Origin of the sequence: Aquabacterium sp., from assembly GCF_036273115.1 — a bacterium.
Taxonomy (GTDB): domain Bacteria; phylum Pseudomonadota; class Gammaproteobacteria; order Burkholderiales; family Burkholderiaceae_C; genus Aquabacterium.
This window is the reverse complement of sequence record NZ_DASUIN010000002.1, coordinates 460201-484631: the sequence shown is the minus strand read 5'-3', so window position 1 is coordinate 484631 and position 24431 is coordinate 460201. Positions and strand designations below refer to the sequence as shown.

The 24431-nt window shown below is 62.1% G+C and carries 21 protein-coding genes; 13 read left to right on the top strand and 8 right to left on the bottom strand.

What is annotated here, in order from left to right; genetic code table 11:
- The first annotated feature begins 34 nt into the window (after window positions 1-34).
- Window positions 35-613, top strand: coding sequence for a TIGR00730 family Rossman fold protein (locus VFW72_RS02970; RefSeq protein WP_414638769.1), 579 nt, complete (start codon window positions 35-37; stop codon window positions 611-613).
- A 23-nt stretch (window positions 614-636) separates the two neighbouring features.
- Here VFW72_RS02970 and VFW72_RS02965 read toward each other — a convergent pair whose 3' ends face one another.
- Window positions 637-975, bottom strand: coding sequence for a P-II family nitrogen regulator (locus tag VFW72_RS02965; protein ID WP_329672772.1), 339 nt, complete (start codon window positions 973-975; stop codon window positions 637-639).
- Window positions 976-1019: 44 nt separating this feature from the next.
- Entirely contained in the window at window positions 1020-2726 is a 1707-nt protein-coding gene (locus VFW72_RS02960; RefSeq protein ID WP_329672771.1) for an NAD+ synthase, read from the bottom strand.
- 186 nt (window positions 2727-2912) lie between these two features.
- Here VFW72_RS02960 and VFW72_RS02955 point away from each other — a divergent pair, with 186 nt between their 5' ends.
- From VFW72_RS02955 to VFW72_RS02940, 4 genes are all read left to right on the top strand, one after another.
- The gene (locus tag VFW72_RS02955; protein ID WP_329672770.1) at window positions 2913-4838 is read left to right on the top strand and encodes a sensor domain-containing protein; all 1926 of its coding nucleotides are present in this window, start codon (window positions 2913-2915) and stop codon (window positions 4836-4838) included.
- Window positions 4839-4995: 157 nt separating this feature from the next.
- On the top strand, window positions 4996-6513 hold the full coding sequence (locus tag VFW72_RS02950; protein WP_329672769.1) for an NAD(P)/FAD-dependent oxidoreductase: 1518 nt from the start codon (window positions 4996-4998) through the stop codon (window positions 6511-6513).
- A gap of 84 nt (window positions 6514-6597) precedes the next feature.
- Window positions 6598-8442, top strand: coding sequence for an aminopeptidase P family protein (locus tag VFW72_RS02945; RefSeq protein ID WP_329672768.1), 1845 nt, complete (start codon window positions 6598-6600; stop codon window positions 8440-8442).
- Between the two features lie 190 nt (window positions 8443-8632).
- Window positions 8633-8824: a hypothetical protein gene (locus VFW72_RS02940; protein ID WP_329672767.1), complete on the top strand. Its 192-nt coding sequence runs from the start codon at window positions 8633-8635 to the stop codon at window positions 8822-8824.
- Window positions 8825-8846: 22 nt separating this feature from the next.
- Here the strand turns inward: VFW72_RS02940 and VFW72_RS02935 are convergent, their stop codons facing one another.
- From VFW72_RS02935 to metE, 3 genes are all read right to left on the bottom strand, one after another.
- Window positions 8847-9596 carry a DUF481 domain-containing protein gene (locus tag VFW72_RS02935; protein ID WP_329672766.1) on the bottom strand — a complete coding sequence of 250 codons (750 nt, stop codon included), beginning with the start codon at window positions 9594-9596 and terminating at the stop codon, window positions 8847-8849.
- A gap of 42 nt (window positions 9597-9638) precedes the next feature.
- Window positions 9639-10646, bottom strand: coding sequence for a hypothetical protein (locus tag VFW72_RS02930; RefSeq protein ID WP_329672765.1), 1008 nt, complete (start codon window positions 10644-10646; stop codon window positions 9639-9641).
- Window positions 10647-10764: 118 nt separating this feature from the next.
- Window positions 10765-13068: a 5-methyltetrahydropteroyltriglutamate--homocysteine S-methyltransferase gene (metE, locus tag VFW72_RS02925; RefSeq protein ID WP_329672764.1), complete on the bottom strand. Its 2304-nt coding sequence runs from the start codon at window positions 13066-13068 to the stop codon at window positions 10765-10767.
- A 102-nt stretch (window positions 13069-13170) separates the two neighbouring features.
- Between metE and VFW72_RS02920 the strand changes: the two genes are divergently transcribed.
- The gene (locus VFW72_RS02920) at window positions 13171-14121 is read left to right on the top strand and encodes a LysR family transcriptional regulator (protein WP_329672763.1); all 951 of its coding nucleotides are present in this window, start codon (window positions 13171-13173) and stop codon (window positions 14119-14121) included.
- A gap of 57 nt (window positions 14122-14178) precedes the next feature.
- The gene (locus VFW72_RS02915) at window positions 14179-15735 is read left to right on the top strand and encodes a methyl-accepting chemotaxis protein (RefSeq protein ID WP_329672762.1); all 1557 of its coding nucleotides are present in this window, start codon (window positions 14179-14181) and stop codon (window positions 15733-15735) included.
- Window positions 15736-15822: 87 nt separating this feature from the next.
- Here the strand turns inward: VFW72_RS02915 and VFW72_RS02910 are convergent, their stop codons facing one another.
- A complete protein-coding gene (locus VFW72_RS02910; RefSeq protein WP_329672761.1) occupies window positions 15823-16368 on the bottom strand; it encodes a DUF1415 domain-containing protein in 546 nt (181 codons plus the stop codon).
- 66 nt (window positions 16369-16434) lie between these two features.
- Window positions 16435-17409, bottom strand: coding sequence for a GlxA family transcriptional regulator (locus tag VFW72_RS02905; RefSeq protein WP_329672760.1), 975 nt, complete (start codon window positions 17407-17409; stop codon window positions 16435-16437).
- A 65-nt stretch (window positions 17410-17474) separates the two neighbouring features.
- Between VFW72_RS02905 and VFW72_RS02900 the strand changes: the two genes are divergently transcribed.
- Complete coding sequence (locus tag VFW72_RS02900; protein WP_329672759.1) at window positions 17475-18410, top strand: glutathione S-transferase family protein; 936 nt, start codon at window positions 17475-17477, stop codon at window positions 18408-18410.
- Window position 18411: 1 nt separating this feature from the next.
- Here the strand turns inward: VFW72_RS02900 and VFW72_RS02895 are convergent, their stop codons facing one another.
- Window positions 18412-18642 carry a hypothetical protein gene (locus tag VFW72_RS02895; RefSeq protein ID WP_329672758.1) on the bottom strand — a complete coding sequence of 77 codons (231 nt, stop codon included), beginning with the start codon at window positions 18640-18642 and terminating at the stop codon, window positions 18412-18414.
- A 135-nt stretch (window positions 18643-18777) separates the two neighbouring features.
- Here VFW72_RS02895 and hypB point away from each other — a divergent pair, with 135 nt between their 5' ends.
- Genes hypB through hypE form a run of 5 tightly spaced genes read left to right on the top strand, consistent with a single transcriptional unit; the run spans window position 18778 to window position 24430 of the window.
- Window positions 18778-19566 (top strand): hydrogenase nickel incorporation protein HypB, encoded by a 789-nt coding sequence (hypB, locus tag VFW72_RS02890; protein WP_329672757.1) that lies wholly within the window; start codon window positions 18778-18780, stop codon window positions 19564-19566.
- The gene (gene hypF / locus VFW72_RS02885; protein ID WP_329672756.1) at window positions 19551-21986 is read left to right on the top strand and encodes a carbamoyltransferase HypF; all 2436 of its coding nucleotides are present in this window, start codon (window positions 19551-19553) and stop codon (window positions 21984-21986) included. Before hypB ends, hypF begins: the two co-directional genes overlap by 16 nt.
- A 4-nt stretch (window positions 21987-21990) precedes the next feature.
- On the top strand, window positions 21991-22251 hold the full coding sequence (locus VFW72_RS02880; protein WP_329672755.1) for a HypC/HybG/HupF family hydrogenase formation chaperone: 261 nt from the start codon (window positions 21991-21993) through the stop codon (window positions 22249-22251).
- Entirely contained in the window at window positions 22248-23360 is a 1113-nt protein-coding gene (gene hypD / locus VFW72_RS02875; protein ID WP_329672754.1) for a hydrogenase formation protein HypD, read from the top strand. The genes VFW72_RS02880 and hypD overlap by 4 nt, the downstream gene beginning before the upstream one ends.
- Window positions 23357-24430, top strand: coding sequence for a hydrogenase expression/formation protein HypE (gene hypE / locus VFW72_RS02870; protein ID WP_329672753.1), 1074 nt, complete (start codon window positions 23357-23359; stop codon window positions 24428-24430). Before hypD ends, hypE begins: the two co-directional genes overlap by 4 nt.
- Window position 24431 lies beyond the last annotated feature (1 nt).

Genomic DNA, 24431 nt, shown 5'->3' with positions numbered 1-24431 from the left:
TCGCCTCTCCCTCTGTGTGTACTGTGGCTCCCGCATGGGGGCATCGCCCGCTTTTGAAGCAACTGCCCGCGAAGTCGGGCGTCAGATTGGCGAACGGGGCTGGCGCCTGGTGTACGGGGGGGGCAGCACGGGCCTGATGGGGGCGGTGGCCGACGCGGCTCTGGCCGCAGGCGCGGAAGTGGTGGGCGTGATTCCGGAGCGTTTGATTCAGCGCGAACTGGGCCATGGTGGCGTCACCGAACTCCAGGTGGTCGACAGCATGCACGAGCGCAAACACCAGATGGCCATGCATTCAGATGCTTTCCTGGCCATCCCGGGCGGCATCGGCACCATGGAAGAAATCTTCGAGGTATGGACCTGGCGCCAGCTCGACTACCACCGCAAAGCGCTGGGCCTGCTCAATGTGGAAGGCTATTACGACGCTTTGCTGGCCTTCATTGACCGCAGTCGCGACAGTGGCTTCCTGTGGCCCGATGTACAAGAGCTGCTGCTAGTCGATACGCAGGTCACCGAGATGCTGGACCGCCTTGAGGCAGAGCACTTGAGGCTGCAAAAACAAACGCCGCCTCAAGCCCCCGATGCGGGCCCTGGCGGCGTGGTTCCGGGGATCTGAGCCCCGGACTGCTGACGGTGAGATCAGACCGCGGCTTCGTCGGTCTCGCCCGTGCGAATGCGAACAACCTGTTCAACAGGGGTCACAAAAATCTTGCCATCACCAATCTTGCCAGTCTTGGCAGCCTTGATGATGGCTTCGATGCAACGCTCCACGTCGTCACCCTTGACGACGACTTCGATCTTGACCTTGGGCAGGAAGTCGACCACGTACTCGGCGCCACGGTACAACTCGGTGTGCCCCTTCTGACGACCAAAACCCTTGACCTCTGTCACCGTCAAACCGGTGACGCCCACTTCGGCCAGGGCTTCACGAACTTCTTCCAGCTTGAACGGTTTGATGACGGCAGTGATCTGTTTCATAAAGGACTCTCCAAAAGCAGATATTTAATCACGTCTGAGGCCACTCAGGCGCGGAACTTAGAGGTAATGGGGTAGCGCCAATCTCGACCAAACGCACGGTGGGTGATGCGGATGCCGACCGGTGCCTGGCGGCGCTTGTACTCGTTGATCTTGAGCAGGCGGGTCACCTTTTCCACATCGGCCACGGCAAAACCTGCCGCCACGAGTTCTTCAATGGATTGATCCTGCTCCATGTAGCGCTCCAGAATGGCGTCCAGCACCTCGTATTCAGGCAGGCTGTCCTGGTCTTTCTGATCCGGCCGCAGCTCGGCCGAGGGGGGGCGGGTGATGATGCGCTCGGGAATGGGCTCCACCTCGCCGCGAGCCACGGCCTCGGCGTTGCGCCAACGCGCCAGTCGGTACACCAGCGTTTTGACCAAATCCTTGATGACGGCAAAGCCACCGGCCATGTCGCCATACAGGGTGCAGTAGCCGGTGGCCATCTCGCTCTTGTTACCGGTGGTCAGTACGATCGCGCCGGTCTTGTTGGACAAGGCCATCAGCAAGGTGCCGCGGATGCGGGCCTGGATGTTTTCTTCGGTGGTATCGGGCTGACGGCCCACGAACAGCGGCGCCAAGGCCTGATTGAACTGATCGAACATCGGTGCAATCGAGATTTCATCGTGTTGCACCCCGAGCCGGTCGGCCATGTCACGGGCGTCGATCCAGGAAATGTCGGCGGTATAAGGTGACGGCATCATCACAGTGCGCACCTTGTCGGCTCCGAGAGCGTCGACCGCAATGGCCAGAACCAGTGCCGAGTCAATGCCGCCCGACAGACCGATGATGGCGCCAGGAAAACCATTCTTGCCAATGTAGTCGCGCACGCCACACACCAGGGCAGCCCAGATTTCACCTTCATGGCTGGGTGGCTCGGCCAGTTCACCGCGAACGCCCCCCTGGGGCTCCAGTCGCAGGCGCAGGGTGGCCAATTCGAAACTGGCGGCACGGGCCCCAACCTGACCTTGCGCATCGACGGCAAACGATGCGCCGTCAAAGACCACTTCGTCCTGTCCGCCAACCAGATGGGCATAGACCAGCGGCACACCCAGGCTGCGTGCCCGTTGAGCCATGCGGTCTTCACGCTCGGCGCGCTTGCCGGCATGAAACGGCGAGGCATTCAGCACCACAAAGGCTTGCGCTCCAAGAGCCTGAGCCGCCTGTGCTGGCTCGTCAAACCAAGCGTCTTCACATACCAGCAAGCCGATTTTCCAGCCCAGCACATCTACCACCACCGGGCCCAGACCGGCCTCGCGGCCACCAATGAAATAGCGGCGCTCGTCGAACACCTGATAGTTGGGCAGCTCGCGTTTCGCATAGGTGGCCACCACCTGACCGGCGCGCAGCAAGCTGGCCGCATTCAAGCGACGAGGAACCGACCAAGAGCGGGTGCGCAGATCGTCACCGGGGCCCATCTGGGGGTGTCCAATGACCAGATGCAGATCAGGCAGGTCAGCCAGCTCTTGCGCCACCTGATTCAGAGTCTGCTCACAGGCGAGCATGAAGGCCGGGCGCAGCAGCAGGTCCTCCGGGGGATAGCCACACAGCGCCATTTCGGGCGTCACCACCAAACGAGCCCCGTCAGCGTAGGCCTGACGCGCCGCTGCCACGATGCTGCGGGCGTTGCCGGCCAGATCGCCAATGGTGGGATTGAATTGCAGCACCGCGACTTCCAGGGCAGAAGCAGCAGCGACAGACGACAAAGAGCTCATGAGCAAAAACGAATCAGTACAGACGCAGGTGAGCATGGTAGCGGGCCTGGGCAGCGTTTCGCCAGGCGGGGTCATATTCACAGCTGGTTACACCGCTCACCACTTTCGACGTGATCGGCTATCAAGACTTGCGGAGCAACACCCGAAAAAGGTGTGAACTGCACTTTTCTTATGTCTGGGGTGATCATGTCCTCTGCTGAGTTGTTCAAGAGGGTGCGCACTCTGATACGTCGCGTGCCCATGGCCGCCTGGCCTCCCCTGCTGGCTGCCGGCATGGTGGCGGGTCTGGTGCTGACATCTTCCTCGCAAGGGGCTCTGCACTGGCTGGGCCTGTCGGTGCTGGCTGTCACATCCGGCACGCCACTGTGGTTCATGAACCGCTGGCGACGGCATGTGCGCGTGGCGCAATCGGCTCAGTCAACCTGGCAAGCCCTGTTGGATGGCAGTCAGGATGCCGTGATGGTGGTGCGCGTTCGCCGCGACGACACGGGCAAGCGCCTGGGCTATGAGGTCAGCCGGGCCAATCAACAGGCCGTCCAGTGGTTTGGGCAGACGCAGTCGGATCTGATCGGCATGGATCTGGCAGAGCTCTTTCCTCAACCCCAGTATTCCCTCTTCTTCCAACGCCTGAATCGCGCCCGCAAAACACGCACGGCCGTGGCCGAGGAGCACCTGTACGCACCGTTGCACCTGGCTGGATCGGGGCGTGCGCCCACCTGGCTGCACCATCAGATCATCCCCATTCCCGAGGGCGTGGCCCTGGTTTCGCGCGATACGACGGCCTCGCATGAAGCTCTGCAAGCCATCAAGCAGCAGGAATTGTTTTACCGCACCCTGGTCGACACATTGCCGATTGCCGTCAGCGCCAAGAGCGTGCGCCCCGAGAACCGCGATCGAATCCTGGTGTGGAATCAGGCCGCCTCGGACACCTTGCAGTTGCCAACCGAAGACGTGGTTGGCAAAACGACCCACGAGGTCATGCCTGACGAACTGGCGACCCGCAACGAACAGCAAGACGCCCTGGTCCAGCAGAACCCCACCCTGCACCATTTCCAAAGTGTGCCCATGCGCACGGCCAAAGGCGACCGCCTGTTTGACGTCATCAAGTCGCCCGTTTGGGGTGCCGACGGTCAGATCGACCACATCCTGACCATCACGCGTGACATGACCGAACACCGCCTGGCGGCTGACAAGTGGCGACTGGCTAGCCGGGTGATGGAAGAAACCGGCGACGCCGTGGTGATCAGCGACGCGCTTGATCGCATTCTGATGGTCAACCCCGCCTTCTGCCGCCTCAGTGGCATGAGCCCCAGCGAGGTGACGGGGCGAAACGCCGAGTTGATTGGCTTGATGCCTCTGCGCGAGAGCCACCTGCAAGGCATTGATGCCGCACTGAAGGGCAACCAGCGCTGGGCCGGCGAAACCCAGCAGATTGCACAGAACGGGGAGACGCTTGACCTCCTGATGCGCGTGAGCACCTTGCGCAACGAAGCCGGCCGCATCGTTCAGCACATTCGTGTCATGCAAGACATCAGCGTGTCCAAGGCCCGCGAACGCGAACACCATGAGCAAACCCGTCACGATGCGTTGACAGGCCTGCCCAATGCGCGCGCCTTTGAAGAACGCCTGGACCACGCGGTGGAACGCGCTCGTCGCAGCAAGCAAACCCTGGCCGTGCTCTACGTGGACTTGGATGGCTTTGCGGGCGTGAACAACCAGCACGGGCGTGAGGCGGGTGACCGCCTGCTGGTTGAAGCTGCCAACCGCATGCGCGCCTTCACGCGGATCACCGACACCGTTTGCCGCTTGGCCGGCGACGAATTCACCTTGATCCTCGAAGAGGCCGGCCAGCTTGACGAGGTCGAGCGCATTTGCGGTCGGATCGTCGACGCCCTGAGTCTGCCCTTTGACCTGGGCGACAACGCCGTGGTGATCAGCGCCAGCGTGGGCGTGGCCTTGTGGGAAGCCAAAGAGACCGCTGCCTCGTTGTGCGTGCGCGCAGACAAGGCCATGCACAGCGCCAAGCGGGCGGGCAAAGACCGCTACGCCTTCGCCACGCAGGGTGGCACGCTGGACCTGCTGATGACCCCGAAAGCGCTCGACGCCGCCTGATTTCCCATTCCGTGTCCTCTGAGCCCCCTCGATCGAGGGGCGCACCACAGCGGTGCAAGACCACACACAGGACACGTGTACTGGTATAAACCACGAGAAATTCACCAGGCACGTTTCGTGGCGGTGTCACATTACTCTTTTTCATCAACCGCAACGCATGCCCAACACCAGCCGTCCCTCTGCGCCCAAGCCTCGTGTCGTCATCATCGGATGTGGTTTCGGAGGCCTTGAAGCGGCCAAAGCCCTGTCGCATGCGCCGGTGGAAATCGTGGTCATTGACCGCACCAACCACCACCTGTTTCAGCCCCTGTTGTACCAGGTGGCCACAGCCGGGCTACCTGCCCCAGCCATTGCGGGCCCGATTCGCCACATCCTGCGCAAGCAGATCGCGCGCGGCAACCTGACGGTGCTGATGGGTGAAGTGACCTCGATCGATGCCGCATCGAGCTGTGTGGTGATCGACGGTGGCGAGCACATTCACTACGACCATCTGATCGTGGCTGCGGGTGCAACCCACTCTTACTTCGGCCGCGATGATTGGGCCAAGTACGCGCCGGGTCTGAAGACGCTGGGTGACGCGTTCACCATTCGCCGCCGCGTGCTGACCGCCTTCGAACAAGCCGAGCGGGAAACCGACCCAGCCAAACGCGAACCCTGGCTGACCTTCGCCATAGTGGGCGCAGGCCCCACTGGCGTGGAAATGGCAGGCACCCTGGCGGAAATTGCGCAGCAGACCCTGCGTTCTGAGTTCCGCCGCATTGACTCGCGCCGTGCCCGTGTCATCTTGCTGGAAGGCGCCGGCCGCGTGCTGGGCACCTTCCCCGAAGACATGTCGCAACGGGCCAAGGAGCAACTGGCCGGCCTGGGCGCCGAAGTGCTGACCGGCGCCAAGGTGACCAACATCACCGCCTTCGGCATTCATTACGACACGATGGAGCCGGGCCCGGATGGCACGCCTCACCCGGTGTCGCATTTCCTGCCCAGCCGCACCGTGGTGTGGGCCGCCGGTGTGGCCGCGTCTCCATTGGGGCGCGCCCTGTCCAAGAGCACGCGCTGCCAGCTCGACCGCGCCGGCCGCGTGGTGGTCCAACCCGACCTGACCATCCCCGACCACCCGAACATTTACGTGGTGGGCGACCTGGCCAGCGCCAAGAGCTACCTCGATCCCGACAACCCCACACCCGTTCCCGGTGTGAGTCCGGGCGCCAAGCAGATGGGCCGAAAGGCGGCATTCAACATCATGCGTCGCCTTCAGGGTAAGGAATCGCAAGCCTTCCGTTACTTCGATTACGGCAATCTGGCCACCATCGGCAAGCGTGCCGCCGTGGCCGTGCTGGACCTGCCCTTCATCAACAAGCGCGTGAAGTTCAGCGGCTTCTCTGCCTGGCTGTTCTGGCTGTTCGTGCACGTCTACTTCCTGATCGGCTTCCGTAACCGCACCGTGGTCTTGATGGACTGGGCTTGGGCTTACTTCACCTCGCAGCGCCATGCTCGCGTGTTCCCGGACCCACATGCACTCGAACCCAATGCCATGGTGGTGCGAGTCACGCCCCCGTCAACGCCCCCTGTCAGCGTGTCGGCCGTGAGCCAACCCACCACTGCCCCCAATCAAGCCACCGTGTCAGCCCCTGGCAACACTGGCGCAACAGGTGGGCAGGCCGCGCCAGCCCGATAACAGCGTGCATCGCGCCTGCGGCAGCGGGCTGCGCCCGAACATGGCAACATGGGAGCGTGTTTGTTCTCCCATAGTTGCCTGTACATGCCTGCCACGTCTGCTGCTCTCGTTTCTGCTCGACTCCAAGCCCTGCGCGCCCACATGGCCGCACAAGGCTGGCAAGCTGTTCTGATTCCCAGCAGCGATCCCCATTTGTCCGAGTATCTGCCCGCGCACTGGCAAGGGCGGGAATGGTTCAGCGGGTTCACGGGTTCTTCAGGCACCCTGATCGTCGCGAGCAGCAAGGCCGCCCTGTTCACAGACAGCCGCTACTGGGAACAGGCGGAGGCCGAACTCGCCGGCACGAGCGTCGATCTGGTCAAGCTAGACGGGCCAGCCACTCCGGCCTATGCAAATTGGCTGCGCATGCAGGCCGGCAAGGGCCAACTTGCGGTTGACGGCGCCGTGTTGGGCTTGGCACAGACCCAGCAATTGATTCAAGCCCTCGCAGAGGTCGGCTGGACACTGGAGGCTGGAAACGACCCCTTGAATGCAGCGTGGGCAGAACGCCCGCCCTTGCCTGCGGGCACCGTATTCGAGCATGAAGCTCCCTTCGCAGCCACGCCCCGCAGCGACAAGCTCGCGGCCCTGCGCCAGGCCATGCAAGACAAAGGCGCCACCCACCATTGGATCGCCACGCTGGATGACCTGGCCTGGTTGCTGAACCTGCGCGGCGCAGACGTGGAGTACAACCCTGTCTTCCTGGGCCACGCTCTGGTCAGCCAGAACCACGCGACCTTGTTTGTCGGCGAGGGGAAGGTGCCTGCGGCGTTGCAGCAATCATTGGCACGCGACGGCATTCAAACCCAGGCCTATGAACTGGCCCTGCCTACCTTGGGAGACCTGCCCGCGCAAGCCTGCTTGTTGGTCGACCCCAAGCGCATCACCTGGGGTTTGCGTCAGGCCGTCCCGGACACGGTCAAAGTCATTGAGGCCATCAACCCCACTACCCTGGCCAAGTCACGCAAAACCGATGCCGAAGCCCACTTCATTCGCGAAGCCATGGCCCGAGACGGTGCGGCCATGGCCGAGTTTTACGCCTGGTTCGAGCAAGCCCTGGGCCGAGAGTTCGTCTCCGAGATCACGGTGGACGAAAAGCTCACGGCAGCACGGGCTCGCCAGCCTGACTATGTTTCGTTGAGCTTCCCCACCATCGCGGGCTTCAACGCCAATGGGGCCTTGCCCCACTACCGGGCAACACCGCAAGCCCATGCCGTCATCAGCACCCCGCAAGGGCTGACTGCCCAAGGCCTGCTGCTGATCGACTCGGGTGCGCAGTACCTGGGTGGCACCACCGACATCACCCGGGTGTGGGCCATCGGTGAACCGACTGCCGAACAGAAACGAGATTTCACCCTGGTTCTGAAGGGCACCTTGGGCTTGTCGCGCACGCGCTTCCCGCGCGGCACCCTGGCCCCGATGCTGGACGCGATAGCCCGCGCCCCTTTGTGGGAACAGGGCCTGGATTTCGGCCACGGCACGGGGCATGGGGTGGGCTACTTCCTCAATGTTCACGAAGGGCCGCAATCGATCTCGAAGGCCATTCCCGATACGAACATGGCCATGCAGCCCGGCATGATCACCTCGATCGAGCCCGGCCTGTATCGGCCCGGTCAGTGGGGCATCCGCATCGAAAACCTGGTGCTCAATGTGCCCTTGCCCTCGACGGTACCCAACGCCCAACCCGGTACACCCGAGTACGGGGAGTACCTGGCGTTTGAAACCCTCAGTCTGTGCCCCATCGACACGCGCTGCATAGACCGCAGCTTGCTGCGGGCCGACGAAATCGCGTGGCTCAACAGCTATCACGCTGAGGTGTGGCGGCGGGTCAGCCCGATGGTGCAAGGAGAGGCGCGAGCCTGGCTGGAACGGCGCACAAAGGCCATCTGAGCAGGCCACGGTTCAAGCCATTTTTTGGATGGCGAGACATCTGTCACGAACGGAAGCTCGCCCCCCCGCAATCAGGCGGCTAGTCCAAAACGAACCTGCCGGGTACAGTTGATTCCAGTGTCACTGACCCGGTGTTCTGCCCCCCGAACCGGTGTTCAGCTGCAGTTTCGGGAGGCGGCAGGAGCCCACCATGAACGAAGACAACAGCGCCGATCTGGCTCGCAAGCAGTTCATGGACATGCAGGCCATGCTGATCAAACTGCGTGATGGCTTGCTGAACTTGAGCGCCTCGCTGCAAGAACTGGCCATGGTCTCGGATGACGAAGCCATGAAGCAGGCCAGCGTGGAAACCGAAGCCCTGTTGGCCCGTCTGCGTGGATGATGCGCGGTTGATTCTCAGCTGATCAGAAGCTGTAGCTCAGCCCGACTTCCGACAGCCATTCCCCATCCTTTTCCTGCGAATCGAACGGGAAAGCTCGGCGATACAGAAGCTCATACTTCAGTCCGAGCTTGTCTGTGAGCTTGTTACGCACTCCTAGGGTCAAGGTCGTGTAGGACTCACGACTGCTCCACTCATTGACCCAGTTCAATTTGACCGAAACGGTCTCACTGGCATTCCATCGCCCCTTGATGGATGCGATGTACAGAATCTCTGAAACCTCGCCCTGGCCGGCCAGCATGGCCTCGCGGTAGCCAGTACCCAGCTCAACGTTGTACTCGAGGGCCGTGCTCGAGCCAAATTTTCGCCCCGCCCCGGAGCGAATCGACTGGGCCTTCTGGTAGAACCCGAAGCGGTCATAGCGCATACGGGGTGAGACGTAGAGGTAGTAAGGCGTGTCGTCCAGAAAGTACTTGTACTTCAGGATCGCATCGTACTTGTCGGTGTTGACCTCTAGCGGCGTCCCCTTGATCTGGATGTACTCGCGATCGAAGCGAAACTCGCCATCCAGCTCGCTGTGCGGCAAAGGCAAGGTCAGGTCCGACGACAGGGAAATTTCACGGGTGGTGTAAGTGGCTTGTGCGAAGGCGTAATGGCCATCGACGTCACCCGACCAGACGTAGAGCTCAGCATGAGCCCCTGCGCACCCCAGCAACCCAGCCAACCCTAGCTGCGCTACTTTCCCCCGCGCCAGGGCATGCCAACTCGATTCCATCCGTCTGACCGATTCAATTTCAAAGGTAGTAATTGTCTCAGTTCAGGGCGCGTGCCCCAGCAGCCAGGCCTGGCGAATCAGGCGGCCACACTCCACAGATCGAACAGCAGGTTTGCTGTCCGGGTCTGCGCTGAGCACACCAGAGCGCTCTTCCCTGGCCACGATGCCGTAGAACTGGCGCCCGGCATCGATCCAGGGGTAAAAGCCAAATGCGCCCGGACTGCTGAAGGCCCCATCGCCCACGGCGGGGTCGTCTTCCACCCAATGACCGAGGGAGTAATGCCAGGATTCGGTGACGGGAATAGGCGTCTTGAGCGCTTCCCCCGGACAGGCTCGCGGCTGGGTACACACCGGATGACTGCCCAACAAGCTGCCCATTTTCAGATCGCCTGAGAGCATGGCGCGCAAGAATCGACCGTAGTCACTCGCGCTGCTCTGCACCCCACCAGCCAGTTGTGGCTGACCATAGACCAGGTCCCAGCCCTGCCCGGCTTTACCCAAGCCGCGCACGATGGCCTGCGCCAAGCCTTGGTTATCCAGTGCCCCCAGGCCCATCAACGCAGCATGTTGCTGCATGTGGCCCCCGTTGTAATAGAACCGCCCGATGGTCTCGGGGTCTTGTGCCCCACGCCGGTTGAGCATGCTGGTGCGGCACTCCTCTACCGTTTGCCCCTGGCGGCACATGTGAAAGCGGGTGTAGCCACTCTGAAAATTCAGATAGCGAACATCGTCTTGCGTCAGGGCCCCGCCCCGCTGCTCAGCCACATAAGCCCCATAGATCCATTTGGAGGCTGATGCGATCTGAAGCCGGGTTTGGGCATCCGGCGCCTTGCGCCCGGCCTGCCCGCTGGCCAACACCCGCCGCCCATCGCCAATTTCCCAATAGAAAGGCTGCGCCACCTGGCACTGCGGCGCATTGTTGGCCATGGCCTGGGCCGCGCGAACGCGCTCAGGCATGCCGGGCTCAATGGCCGTCGCGGCAAAACTCACTCCGAGGCAGCCCCATGATGCGAGCGATATGAGGGTCTGCCTGGCAATCTGGTTCGACATGGCGCCATCCTTGGGCGAGTGGAATCTGAGCGTTATACAACGCCCGACCCTGCGGTTCGGATGACGCCTGTCTTCTGTCTCGGGCAGACATCAGGCTGCCCCCCCCCGAGCGATCAAATCAAGCGGCCAGGGCCGGCTGACTCAGACGCGCACGCAGAATGTGGGCCGCCTCAACCATGTGCTGCAGCGCAGCCTCGGTTTCTGGCCATCCACGGGTCTTGAGCCCGCAGTCGGGGTTGACCCACACACGCTCGACCGGAATGACCTGGCAAGCCCTTTCAAGCAGATGCAACATGGCATCGACCGATGGCACACGTGGCGAGTGAATGTCATACACCCCGGGACCGATTTCGTTCGGATACGCAAAGCGACCGAATCCATCGAGCAACTCCATGGCCGAACGCGATGTTTCAATCGTGATCACATCGGCATCCATGGCGGCAATGGCAGGCAAGATGTCGTTGAATTCGGAGTAGCACATGTGGGTGTGAATCTGGGTGTCGTTGCGCACGCCTGCAGCCGAAATGCGGAACGCCTGCACGGCCCAATCGAGGTAGTGCTGCCACTGGCTGTGCAGCAAGGGCAAGCCTTCCCGGAAGGCGGGTTCATCGATCTGCACCACGCGAATGCCGGCCCTTTCAAGGTCTTGCACCTCGTCTCGAATGACCAAAGCCAGTTGCATGGCGGTGGTCGAGCGAGGCTGATCATCTCGAACAAAAGACCATTGCAGCATGGTGACCGGGCCCGTGAGCATGCCCTTCATGGGGCGGTCGGTGAGCGACTGGGCATAACGCGTGGTCTCCACCGTGATCGGCTCCGGGCGGAAGATGTCGCCATAAATGATGGGAGGCTTGACGCAGCGCGAGCCATAGCTTTGCACCCACCCGTTCTCGGTGAAGGCGTAACCCCACAGGTACTCGGCAAAGTATTCGACCATGTCGTTGCGCTCAGCTTCGCCATGCACCAGCACATCCAGCCCCAACGCCTCTTGTTTGCGCACAGCCAGTGCGATTTCATCGCGCATGCGCTGCAAGTAGTCGAAAGCACTGAGATCACCCCGGCGGAATGCCGCCCGCGCCTGGCGGATCTCAGGCGTTTGTGGAAACGAGCCAATGGTGGTGGTGGGCAAGAGCGGCAACTGGAGCGCTTCTCTTTGCTCGCGAGCCCGCTGGGCATGGGGGCTTTGGCGATCGGCCATGGCCGGGCTGATCTGGGCGAGGCGCTTTTGCACGATGGGGTGGTGCACACGGCCGGACTGTCGTCGTGACTGCACCGCCGCCAAGGCTTCGTTGAAGGCCTCGGACACGGCCTCCACCCCTTGATCGAAGGCCTTGCCCAGGGTGGCCACTTCTTGCACTTTCTCTTGAGCAAATGCGAGCCAGGATTTGATCTCGGGGTCGAGTCGGCGTTCGGATGCGAGACTGACTGGCACATGCAGCAAGGAGCACGACGACGCCACCCACAGACGATCCCCAAGCAGCTGATAGGCCTTGTCCAATCTGGACAGACTGGCCTGCAAATCGTTGCGCCAGATGTTGCGCCCATCGACCACGCCGGCCGACAGCACGGCTTGCTCAGGCAGCAACGCGAGCCATTCATCCAGTTGCTCAGGGGCACGCACGAGATCCAGATGGAATCCCGCCACCGGCAATTGAGAGATCAGTTTGGCATGGTGCCGGGTGGTTTCAAAGTAGCTCGCGAGCAAGATTTTGATGCCACAGCCCTGCAAGTCGGCGTAAGCCGATTCAAAGGCAGCCAGCCAATCGGTTTCCAACTCCAGCGACAAAATGGGCTCATCGATCTGCACCCACTCGACCCCTCTGGCCTGGAGCGCACCAAGCAAGCGCACATAAGCCTGCACCAGTTGGGGCAGCAGGCTCAAGCGGTCAAAGGCACCACCGTGCGACTTGGCCAGGTACAAGAAAGTCAGTGGGCCAGTCAGCACCACCTTGACCGGCATGCCCAGTGCCTGGGCTTCATCAACCTCATCCAATAACCAGGTCACGCCTCCGTCAAACCGAGTCTGAGGCCCGACCTCAGGGACCAGATAGTGGTAGTTGGTGTCGAACCACTTGGTCATTTCCATCGCGGGCTGTTGGGCATTGCCTCGAGCCAGCTCAAAGTACTGGGCCAAGCTGAGCTTGTCGGCTGCAAAGCCGAATCGTGCGGGCAGGCAACCCAAAGTGGCACACAGGCTGAGGATGTGGTCATACCAGGCAAAGTCGCCCACGGTGACCCAGCTCAAGCCGGCATCGCGTTGAATACGCCAATGGCGCTCACGCAGCTGGCGCCCGGTTTCCAGCAGGGTCAGCTCGCGAGCCTGACGGTCTTCGGGGGCGGCTTGCCAGAATGCTTCGAGGGCTCGCTTGAGTTCACGTTGGGCTCCCACGCGGGGAAAGCCAAGAATGTGAGTCCGAGTCATGGTGAGAGGCTCCGTGTCAGTCATTGAAAAGTGACGCGAAGTGTGGCGATACCACTAGAATGAAACAAGCGACATTTTTTCATCCATCCATGAATTTCATTCATGCTTGACATCCGCCATCTACGTTCACTGGTGGCCATTGCCGAATCAGGCAAGCTGGCCACTGCCGCCGAGCGGGTTCACTTGAGCCAGTCAGCCCTATCGCACCAGATCAAGGCCCTCGAAACGCATTACGACCTGGTGCTTTTTGAACGCAGCAAGAGCGGCATGCATTTCACTCCGGCGGGTGAACGATTGCTGAGCCTGGCTCGCGCCGTGTTGCCTCAGATCCATGATGCGGAGCGGGATCTGACACGCATGAAAAGCGACACCAGAGGCGAATTGCGGATCGCGCTGGAGTGCCACACCTGCTTCGACTGGCTGATGCCAGTGATGGACGAATTTCGCCGGCGTTGGCCTGAGGTCGAGGTCGATCTGGTGGCGGGCTTTCACGCCGACCCATTGAACTTGCTGGAGCGGCGCCGGGCCGACCTGGTGATCGGGTCGCATCCATCATCCCCCGGCCAATGGCACATTGCCCCCCTCTTTCGGTTCGAGATTCTGGCCGTGCTGCCAAACGAACATCGCTTGCGCAACAAACGCCGGCTAGAGGCCCAAGATTTTGTGGGCGAGACCCTGATCACCTACCCGGTTCCAGAGGAGCGCATTGACCTGATCCGACAGATTCTCGCGCCGGCCGGCATTTCTCTGCCGAGGCGCAAGGCAGAGTTGACGGTGGCGGTGCTGCAGTTGGTGGCGAGCCGCCGAGGCGTTGCGGCCTTGCCCAATTGGGGCGTCAAAAGCTATGTGGACCACGACTACGTGTTGGCCAAACGGATTGGCTTGCGAGGCCTGTGGAGCGAGTTGTACGCCATCGCCCCCCAGGCGCTGGCAAGTCGCCCTTATCTGGCAGATTTCGTTCAGATCGTGCGCGACATCTGCGCTGCACAACTGGCTGGCATTCAGCTGCTGGCTGACAAAACGCCTCAAGTTGGTGCCAAACGCTCCGAATAAGCTTGCAGGCCGCGCCCCCTTGGGTAGTTCGTGGCCCCATTGTCCTTCGGAGCCACCATGTCTCAAGTTTCCACTTCCGGATCAATCCAACGCCGGCTTGTTCTTGTTTTGACCACCGTTTTGCTGCTGGCCAGCATCGGTTCCGTCGTCGGCATCTGGTCGCTGACCCACATCAGTGGCAAAACCCAAGCCCTGACTCAAGATTCCCTCACCACCGAGCGCCTGGCTGCTGACTGGTATCGGAACCTGTCTGTGAACGCCGTGAGAGCCAAGGCTGCCGCTTTGGCCCCTGACCCCGCCATCGCCAAATCCTTTTCCGATGATGCGGCCGCCACGTCCAAGGTCTCAAGCGAAATTCAAAAGCAGCTTGAGCCGCTGATGGTCAACGCCAAGGAGAAGGAACTCTTTGCCCAAATTGGCGAAGCGCGCAAGGAAATGCTTCGCACCCGCGCTGAGGTGTTCGACGCCAAGAAGGCCGGCGATACGGCCGCGGCTGAACGGGCTTTGCAAAGCGGCTTCCTGCCTGCCACCGCCAAGTTGCAGGATCTGGTGCAGCAATTGGTCAAGACTCAACGTGAGGACATCGATCAGCAGGCGCTGTCGATTCAATCGGCCAACAGCACCGGCCGCAATGCACTGATTGTGTTCGGCCTGTTTGCCCTGGGTTCGGGCATCGCACTGACCCTGTGGCTGGCGCGCACCCTGACCCAGCCCTTGGCGAAGGCCGTGGAAGTCAGCGATCGCATCGCCGCGCTGGATTTGAGCGAGCACATTGACGCACACGACAAGGACGAGACCGGCCATCTGCTGCTGTCGCTGAAGTCGATGCAGGATTCGCTCAAGTCGCTGGTGGCGGAAGTGCGCAACTCGACGGACAGCATGAAGGTGGCGTCGGTTGAAATTGCCACCGGCAACTCGGACCTGTCTAGCCGTACCGAGCAAACTGCCAGCAACCTGCAGCAAACCGCCAGTTCGATGGAACACCTGACCGGCACCGTGCGTCAGACCGCCGAAGCTGCTCGGGTGGCCAATCAATTGGCAGCCTCTGCCCACGATGCAGCCAGCCGCGGTGGTGAGGTGGTGTCGCACGTGGTGGCCACGATGGATGAGATCAACCAAAGCTCACGCAAGATTTCCGACATCATTGGCGTGATTGATGGCATTGCCTTCCAGACCAACATCCTGGCCTTGAATGCGGCCGTGGAGGCCGCCCGTGCGGGCGAGCAAGGTCGCGGCTTTGCGGTGGTGGCGGGTGAAGTTCGCTCACTGGCACAACGCAGCGCGAATGCGGCCAAAGAGATCAAGACACTGATTGGTGCCAGTGTGGACAAGGTGGAAACCGGTTCGCGCCTGGTGCAGGAGGCCGGCACGTCGATGAGCGCGATCGTTCAAAGCGTGCAGCAGGTCAATGACATCATTGGTGAGATCACCGCCGCGACCGCCGAGCAGTCGGATGGCATTGGCCAGATCAATGCGGCGGTGACGCAACTCGATCAAATGACCCAACAGAATGCGGCCTTGGTCGAACAAAGCGCCGCCGCAGCGGAGAGCATGCGCGACCAGGCGCAACGCCTGGCCGACAAGGTGGCCGCGTTCAAACTGCATCGAGGCTGATCGCTCACAGGCTTCCCCTGAACAAAAACGCCCCGGTCCACGCCGGGGCGTTTTGCTATGTCTAGGCCAAGATGCGGCCAACTGCCATCAGGGCAGCCACAGCTTTCGCCACCCCTCCAGACCCAGCTTGCGCAGGGTTTCCATATTGGTTTCATAGATGTCTTCGGCGTTGGGAAACGCCGCCACGGCCCGCTCTATGCTGCTTTCACGCAGCAGATGCAAGGTGGGGTAAGGCGAACGATTGGTGTAGTTCTCGATGTCGTCTTCCTCGGTGCCATCGAACTGGTACTGCGGGTGGAAGCTGGCCACTTGCAGTTCGCCCTCCAGTTCCATTTCATCGATCACCGCATCAACGATGTCGAGAAAGGCGTTGTAGTCATCAAAGTCTTGCAGCACCTGCGGGTGAATCAACAAGGTGGTGTCGACTTCCTCGGGGTCGGCATCGCGCAGCAAGCTCAACTCGGTCACCAGGTGTTCAACCAATTGCTCGGGCGTGGTCGCATCAGAAACCACGTAGCGAATCTGCTCCTTCACATGCACCGACTTGGCGAAAGGACACAGGTTGAGGCCAATGACGGCACGGGTCAGCCAGTCTTGCGTCTGGCCAATGATGGAGTCTGAATCGAAGGTCATGCGGGCATTGTCTCAGCTTGGTCGCGCTTGTCCAGCACGCCACATCAGACCGAGGCGCCGGATGGCCTAGGCGCCCACGCCCTGCTGCTGCCGATAAGCCGCCGGACTGAGACCCGTGACCTTCTTGAACACGCGGCCAAATGCCACCCGATCCTGATAGCCCACGCACTCGGCCACGGCTTCAATGGGCAAGCGACTGGATTCAAGCAGATCCTTGCTGCGATCGATGCGCACGGCCTGCTGGTACTGAATGGGTGTCATGCCGGTGGCCGCCAGAAAACGACGCTGCAGCGTGCGCACACTGGTGTGCAAACGCTGGGCCAACTGCTCCAGCGACAGGGGCTGGGCATGGTGTTCGGCAATGAAGGCTTCGACTTGGTGAATGCCGTCATCGTTGTGCCGGCGCCAACCATGGGGCGGTGTGTACCAGGTTTGCGGGCCATGGCTCAAATCCGTGACCAGCAAGCGAGCAAGGTTACGCGCCACATCTCGCCCCGCCAACAACTGAACCACGTACAGGCACACATCGACTGCAGCCAAGGATCCTCCGGAGCACACGACCTCGGCCTCGTGCGTGAGGTTGTGGCTGGCCTGTACGCGAACCTGCGGGTAACGTGCCTGAAAGCCGTTGGCCAGCATCCAGTGGGTGGTGGCCGCTTTGCCATCCAGCCGCCCACTGGCCGCCAACAGGTAAGCCCCCGTGCACAGGGTGGCCACCAAAATGCGCGAGTCGAGCCGAGCCAGTGCCGCAATCGTCTGCGATTGCTCGGCCACAGCCTCGGGCCCATTCAACCAAAGTGAAGGAATGAGCACCACGTCGACACCCGACAAGGCTTCCAGACCGGCGTCGACGCGCAAATCGCCATCGGGATGCGCAACGGGCTGGCCATCCTGACTGATGCGAACCAGGTGAAACCGATGTGCCACGCCCAGTTGGTTGGCCATGCGGAAGGCATCGAGCACCAGGCCGTAGCTGGCCAGGCTGTGCTGCCGGCAGATCAACACGCCGACACGATGATCTTGGGGAGCCGCAATGTCCATATCAGCATCAAAGATGTCTATTACGACAATTCTATGGTTCGGCCTGCTTGGCCACAATGAGCACCATGAACACCGCCACACACCCCACACTGATCCTTCACCACTACAACGAGTCGCCCTATGCGGAAAAGATTCGGGCCATGCTGGGCTTCAAGGGACTGGCCTGGGAGTCGGTGGTGGTGCCGATGATGATGCCCAAGCCCGACATGACGGCCTTGACGGGCGGCTACCGCAAGGTGCCGGTGCTGCAGGTGGGGGCCGATGTGTATTGCGACACCCGCCTGATTGCCCGCGTGCTGGATAAGCTGGCCCCATCCCCGGCAGCGATGCCCGAAACTGGCTGGAGCGAAGTCATCGCCCACTGGGTGGACGTGAACTTCTTTGGCAAAGCAGTGGCCTACACCTTCAGCCAGATCGTCGACTTTCTCAGCGACGACTTTCTTGCAGACCGAGCCGCACTCAGCGGCATGCAAGGCATGAGCCGTGAAGCGGTGAAGCAGTCTGGGCCGCAAGCCCGCCTGGTGCTGGAACGTGAACTCGCCTGGGTGGAACAAGGCTTGAAGCAAGCACAGCCCTTTGTAGGCGGAGACACACCGACCCATGGCGACTTTGCGCTGTACTGCGCCTTGTGGTTTGTGAAGGTCAGCCGACTGGATCTGAGCGCTTACCCCGCCACGCTGGCCTGGATGAAACGCATGAAGTCATTCGGACATGGCACCCGCAACGAACTGGCAGCGCACATGGCACTGGACGTGGCGAGAGACACGGAGCCTGCTGCACTCGACTACGAAACGGCTGAGACAGATCCGAGCGGCTTGCGCGTGGGCCAACGCGTGAGCGTCCGCCCCGAAATCATGGGACAGGAAAGCGTCGAGGGCGACCTGATCGGCTTGAACGCGGAACAGCTGACGCTGCGCCTGCAAAGCGAGCGCTGTGGCACGGTGCACGTGCACTTCCCGCGCACGGGCTACCGCGTCAAACCGGTGGGCAATGCCGGTTGATTCAGGCCATTTCCTGGAACATGCGCTTGCGCTGTTCCAGGGTGGGAATGGGCGCCCGCAGAACCGGGCGCTCCTGGCGGCCACCGACACGGTGCAGTGCTGACAGGCCAAAAAATGCCGCTACGGTGCACAGCGACACGCCCATCCAGGGCTGACCAATCAAAAAAGCAGCAGCGGCTGCCACACCAGCGACAGAGCTGGCCAGACGTTTGAACTGTTTGGACGATCTCATTACGGGGTCTCAAGTCAAACAACGTGACATTTATGGCACTTTGTGACCCACCCGAATAGGGGGATTGCCCGACGGCGGGGAAACCATGAGTCCGTTATGGTGCATGGATTGATCCCGTCTCCATGCAGGTTCCCCATGTGCACCATTTGCGGCTGTGAGTCTGCCGACCACCATCACCACTCGCCACACGAGCCCTCGCACCCACATGCCGAGGACGATGGGCACGCGCACCCGATCTCTGAAGTCGCTCAAACCGGCTCCGGCTTGCACACCCGGGTGCTGCAACTGGAGCACGACATTCTCGCGGGCAACAACCATGTCGCCGCCCACGTTCGAGAGCACCTTCAAGGCCAGCACACACTGGCGCTGAATCTGGTGTCGAGCCCCGGCTCCGGTAAAACCACCTTGCTGGTGGAAACCGTGAGCCGATTGCAGAGCCAACGCCCAGTGGCCGTGATCGAAGGCGACCAACAGACCAGTCTGGACGCTGAGCGCATACGTGAAACCGGGGTAGCGGCCATTCAGGTCAACACCGGCAAGGGCTGCCACCTTGACGCCCGCATGGTGCATGACGCCCTGCATCATCTGCCGCCTTTGCCCCATGGCGTGCTGTTGATCGAAAACGTTGGCAACCTGGTCTGCCCGGCTGGCTTCGACCTGGGGGAAGCCGCCAAGGTACTGGTGTTTTCGGTGACCGAAGGGGAAGACAAACCGCTGAAATACCCCGACATGTTCCAGGCAGCGCAGCTGGTGCTGCTGTCCAAATGTGACCTGCTGCCCCATTTGCGTTTTGATCTGGAACGAGCCAGGCATTACATCCATCAGGTCAACCCGCAGGCGGAGATCTTGCAGGTGTCGGCCACCAGTGGCGCAGGCATCGATGCCTGGCTCGAATGGATTGAACAGCAGTGCGCCAAGACCTGATCCTGCATGGCCTGGTGCAAGGCGTGGGCTGCCGCCCCTGGGTGCACCAACAAGCCACGCAACGCGCCCTGAGCGGTTGGGTGCGCAACACGCCGCAGGGTGTCGCGGTGCGGCTGGAAGGGCTCGCGGCCGACATCGACTCCTTGGTGTCGCACCTGCCGCACATGCCATTTCCAGCGCGGGTTGACCGCATCGAAAAGTTACCCAAGCCTGCGGATGACTGGCCCCCCATTGCAGCTGGGGCCTTTCAAATTCTGAAGAGCACTGTCAGCGACTCTCTCCACGCCCTTGGCACCCACATTGGCACCGATCTGGCCACCTGTCCACGCTGCTTGAGCGAACTGTTCGATCCGCAAGACAGACGCTGGCGCCACCCCTTCATTCACTGCCCTCAATGTGGCCCACGCTACACCGTGGTCCATGGCTTGCCATTTGATCGCGCTCACACCAGCATGGCGTCGATGGCGGTATGCCAGCAGTGCACACGGGAGTTCCTGTCACCCACCCACCATCGTTTCCACGACCAGACCACCTGCTGCCCGGCGTGCGGACCGCGCCTGAGCCTGTGGCGCCGCGACAGAACATTGCTGGCAGGCGACGCCACCGACCGGGATCCCATCGCCGAAACACTGGCGCTGATTCAGGCCGGACAAATCGTGGCCATCAAAGGCATCGGGGGCTTTCACCTGTGCTGCAACGCGCGCGATGCCCATGCCGTCGCACGCCTGCGGCAACGCAAGCAGCGCCCGAGCAAGCCCTTGGCGATCATGGCGGCCAACCTGCCCTCGCTCCGTCCGTGGGCCCATATCCAGCCGCACGAAGAAGCATGGTTGACCCAAGCCGGTCGCCCTATCGTGTTGTTGCAGCAAACCCCGCAAGCGCAGCAACAGCTTGCGCCCATCGCGCCGGGTTTGACCGCCATCGGCGCCATGCTGCCGTATGCGCCCATTCATCACTTGCTGTTTCATGAAGCCGCACAGCGCCCCGCCGGCACAGACTGGATGCACCACGCGCAAGAGCTGCTGCTGGTGATGACCAGCGCCAATGTTTCGGGTTCGCCCCTGGTGATCACCCACGACGAGGCATGGCAGCAGTTGCCAGACCTGGCCGATGCCCTGCTGCTGCACGACCGCGAGATCCTGCATCGGGCAGACGACTCCGTATTGCGGGTCCGACCCGACGGCAGCGCCTGCTGGATACGCCGAAGCCGAGGCTACGCCCCAGAGCCCTTGGTCTGTGGCCCTACCCCGCATCGGGTCAACGTCGTCGCCTGTGGGGGCGACCTGAAAAACACAATCTGCCAGATTCGCACCACGCCGCAAGGTCAATGGGAAGCGGTAGTCTCTCCCCATATCGGGAATCTGAGTGGCGCAGCGTGCCGGCAGGTCTACCAAGCCCAACTGGATCAGCTTGGTGACACATTCATCCACTCGACCGCGCACCGTGCCGTGGCCAGCGATCTGCACCCCGACTTCTTCAGCCACCGCAGCGCCGCGAATCTGGCCCACAGGTATGAAGCCGACTGGGTGCGGGTGCAGCACCACCATGCCCATGTGGGCGCAGTGCTGGCTGAGCATGCTGCCAAGGGGCATACACCCGGTGCCGTGATCGCCCTGGCGCTGGATGGGTTTGGCCTCGGCACAGACGGTCACGCCTGGGGTGGCGAGCTGTTGAGAGTTCACGGGGCTGAGTGCCTCCGACTGAGCCACCTTCGCCCCCTGCTGCTTCCCGGAGGCGAGCGAGCCGCGCGGGAGCCCTGGCGCCTGGCCGCTGCGGTGTTGCATGACCTGGGGAGAGCGTCGGAAATTGGGCAGCGCTGGCCCGAGCAGCCTCAGGCTCGCGCACTGCAAGCCTGGCTTCAGCAACAAGGCACCCAGCCCGCCGCGCAGACCCTGTCCACCACCAGTGTGGGCCGACTGTTTGATGCCGCAGCCGCTTTGCTTGGCTTGACCTCGTGGTCAGACCATGAGGGCCATGCGGCCATGTTGCTTGAAGCCTGTGCCTCACCAGCATGGCCCACCGAGGCGACTGCCCCAATGGCCCGCATCCATGCCCCCCCCTCACCAAAGGAGGAATCGGGCATCGCCCCATGGGACTGGCGTGATCTGATGCACACGCTGATTTCCTTGTCTGGCGATCTCCACAATCGTCATCAGGCTGCAGCCTACTTTCACGCAGCTCTGGCTCAAGGCCTGGCGCAATGGGTCGGACAAGCCTGTCGGGATCAAGGCTTGAACACGGTGGTGCTGACCGGCGGCTGTCTGGTCAACCGTTTGCTGGACGACCGCCTCACCGAATTGATCCAGGCACAAGACCTGCGAGTCTGGCGGGCCTCACAATACCCCTGTGGTGATGGCGGCCTGTCTTTGGGTCAGGCCTGGGTTGCCTTGCAAAGCCTGTCGCCCCCTCCTGCTTTTTGACACCATGTGCCTCGCCCTGCCCGCCCGCGTGATCGATGTCGATGCCACTGGTCATGGTCATGTCGACCTGGCTGGCGTGCGCAAGCACATCTCCATGGCCCTGCTCGATGACGTCAAGCCCGGCGACTATGTGATCGTGCACGTAGGCTATGCCCTGACCAAACTCGACCCGCAAGAAGCCGAAGCCACCTTGGCCTTGTTTGCGGAGATGGGGGCACCAGATGCGCGCCCAATGGCCCCGCCACCGGCCCCATCAACGCCGTGAAGTACATCAGCGAATTTCGTGACCCGGCCCTGGCAAGCGCGTTGGCGCGAGCCATCTGCGCCGAGGCACGCCCCGATCGTGCCTATCGATTCATGGAGTTCTGTGGCGGTCACACCCATGCACTGGCACGCTATGGCGTGCTGGACCTGCTGCCAACCAACATCCGGATGATTCACGGCCCGGGCTGCCCGGTGTGTGTGTTGCCAATCGGTCGCATCGACCAGGCCATCGCGGTGGCGCGGCAGCCTGGCGTCATCCTGAGCAGCTATGGCGACACCTTGCGTGTGCCGGCCTCGGGGCAGACCAGCCTGTTGCGCGCTCGCGCCCAGGGAGCCGATGTGCGTGTGGTCTATTCGGTAGACGATGCGCTGAACCTGGCCCGACAACACCCAGATCGGGAAATCGTCTTCCTGGCCATTGGCTTTGAAACCACCACCCCGCCCACGGCGGTGGCCGTGCTCACCGCACAGCGCGAAGGCCTGACCAACTTCAGTGTGCTGTGCAACCACGTGCTCACACCAGCGGCCATGCACGCCATCCTGAATCAAACCGAACCGGTGGCACTCGACGGTCTGGTCGGCCCTGCGCACGTGTCCACCATCATCGGCACCCAGGCGTATGCCCTCTTCCCGGCCCAGTATGGCCTGCCAGTGGTCATTGCCGGGTTCGAGCCGCTGGATATCATGCAGGCCATTTTGATGCTGGTGCGCCAGGTCAACGACGGTCGCGCCGAGGTGGAAAACGAATTCACCCGGGCCGTGAATGCCCAAGGCAACCGGCGGGCGCAAGCCATGGTCCATGAGGTGATGACCTTGCGAAGCGAGTTCGAATGGCGCGGCCTGGGCTCCATGCCGCACAGTGCCCTGCGCCTGCGAGACGCGTTCGCGGCACATGACGCCGAGCGCAAATTCGGCGTAGCAGCCTCGCCAGTGGCTGACCACCCGCAGTGCCTGTGCGGGCCCATTTTGCGAGGCCACCGCCAACCGCAAGACTGCAAGCTGTTTGCCACGGCCTGCAGTCCCGAACATCCCTTGGGCGCCTGCATGGTCAGCTCTGAAGGGGCTTGTGCCGCGCACTACCACTACGGCCGTCATCGAACCACTGCATGAATACCAGCCGACACCATCTGCGTCCGCTCGACAAGAAACAGGGCCGCATCGACATGAGCCATGGCGCAGGCGGGCGCGCCACTTATCAGCTGCTCCAGGAGATCTTCCGCCCCGCGTTCGAGCGCACCTGGCCCGAAGGTTGGCACGATGCAGGCGACGATGGCGTGGTGCTCAGTGGGGCCCTGCAAGTGCCGGCTGGACACGATCTGGTCATGTCCGCCGATGCCCATGTGGTGGCGCCGCTGTTTTTTCCAGGCGGCGACATTGGCAGTCTGGCGGTGAACGGCACCACCAACGATCTGGCCATGATGGGCGCCCGGCCCGCCTGCCTGACCGTGACCTTTGTGCTGGAAGAGGGCCTGCCCCTGGCCGACCTGCAACGCGTGGCCCAATCGATGGCCGAAGCCGCCTGTCAGGCCAGCGTGGCCATCGTGGCAGGCGACACCAAAGTGGTGGAGCGCGGCAAGGGTGATGGCCTCTACATCAGCACCAGTGGTCTGGGATGGCGCCCCCAAGGGCTGCGCCTGTCCGGCTCACAAGCCCGGCCGGGAGATGCCATCTTGCTGTCCGGCCCAGTGGGCGACCATGGCCTGGCCGTGCTCAGCCAGCGCCAGGGTTTGCAGTTCGACTCGCCCATCGTGTCCGACTGCGCCCCCTTGAATTCGCTCACCCAAGCCATGTTGGCCACCGGCGCCCAGCTGCGGGTGCTGCGTGACCCGACACGCGGCGGGGTCGCCACCAGCCTCAATGAAATCGCCGCGGCTTCGGGCGTGGGCATGGCTCTCAACGAAGCCGACGTGCCCGTGAGCCCGGCCGTTCAAGGTGCCTGTGAACTGCTGGGACTGGATCCGCTTTACATGGCCAACGAGGGCAAGCTGCTGGCAATCTGCGCCAATGACGACGCCGAACGGCTGCTGGCCACCATGCGAGCACACCCGCTGGCCCAGCAAAGCTGCCGTATCGGCACGGTCACACAAGACCCCCATTGTTTCGTGCAAATGCGCACCCGATTCGGTGGCTGGCGTATGCTCGACTGGTTGACTGGTGAACCCCTGCCCCGAATCTGCTGAA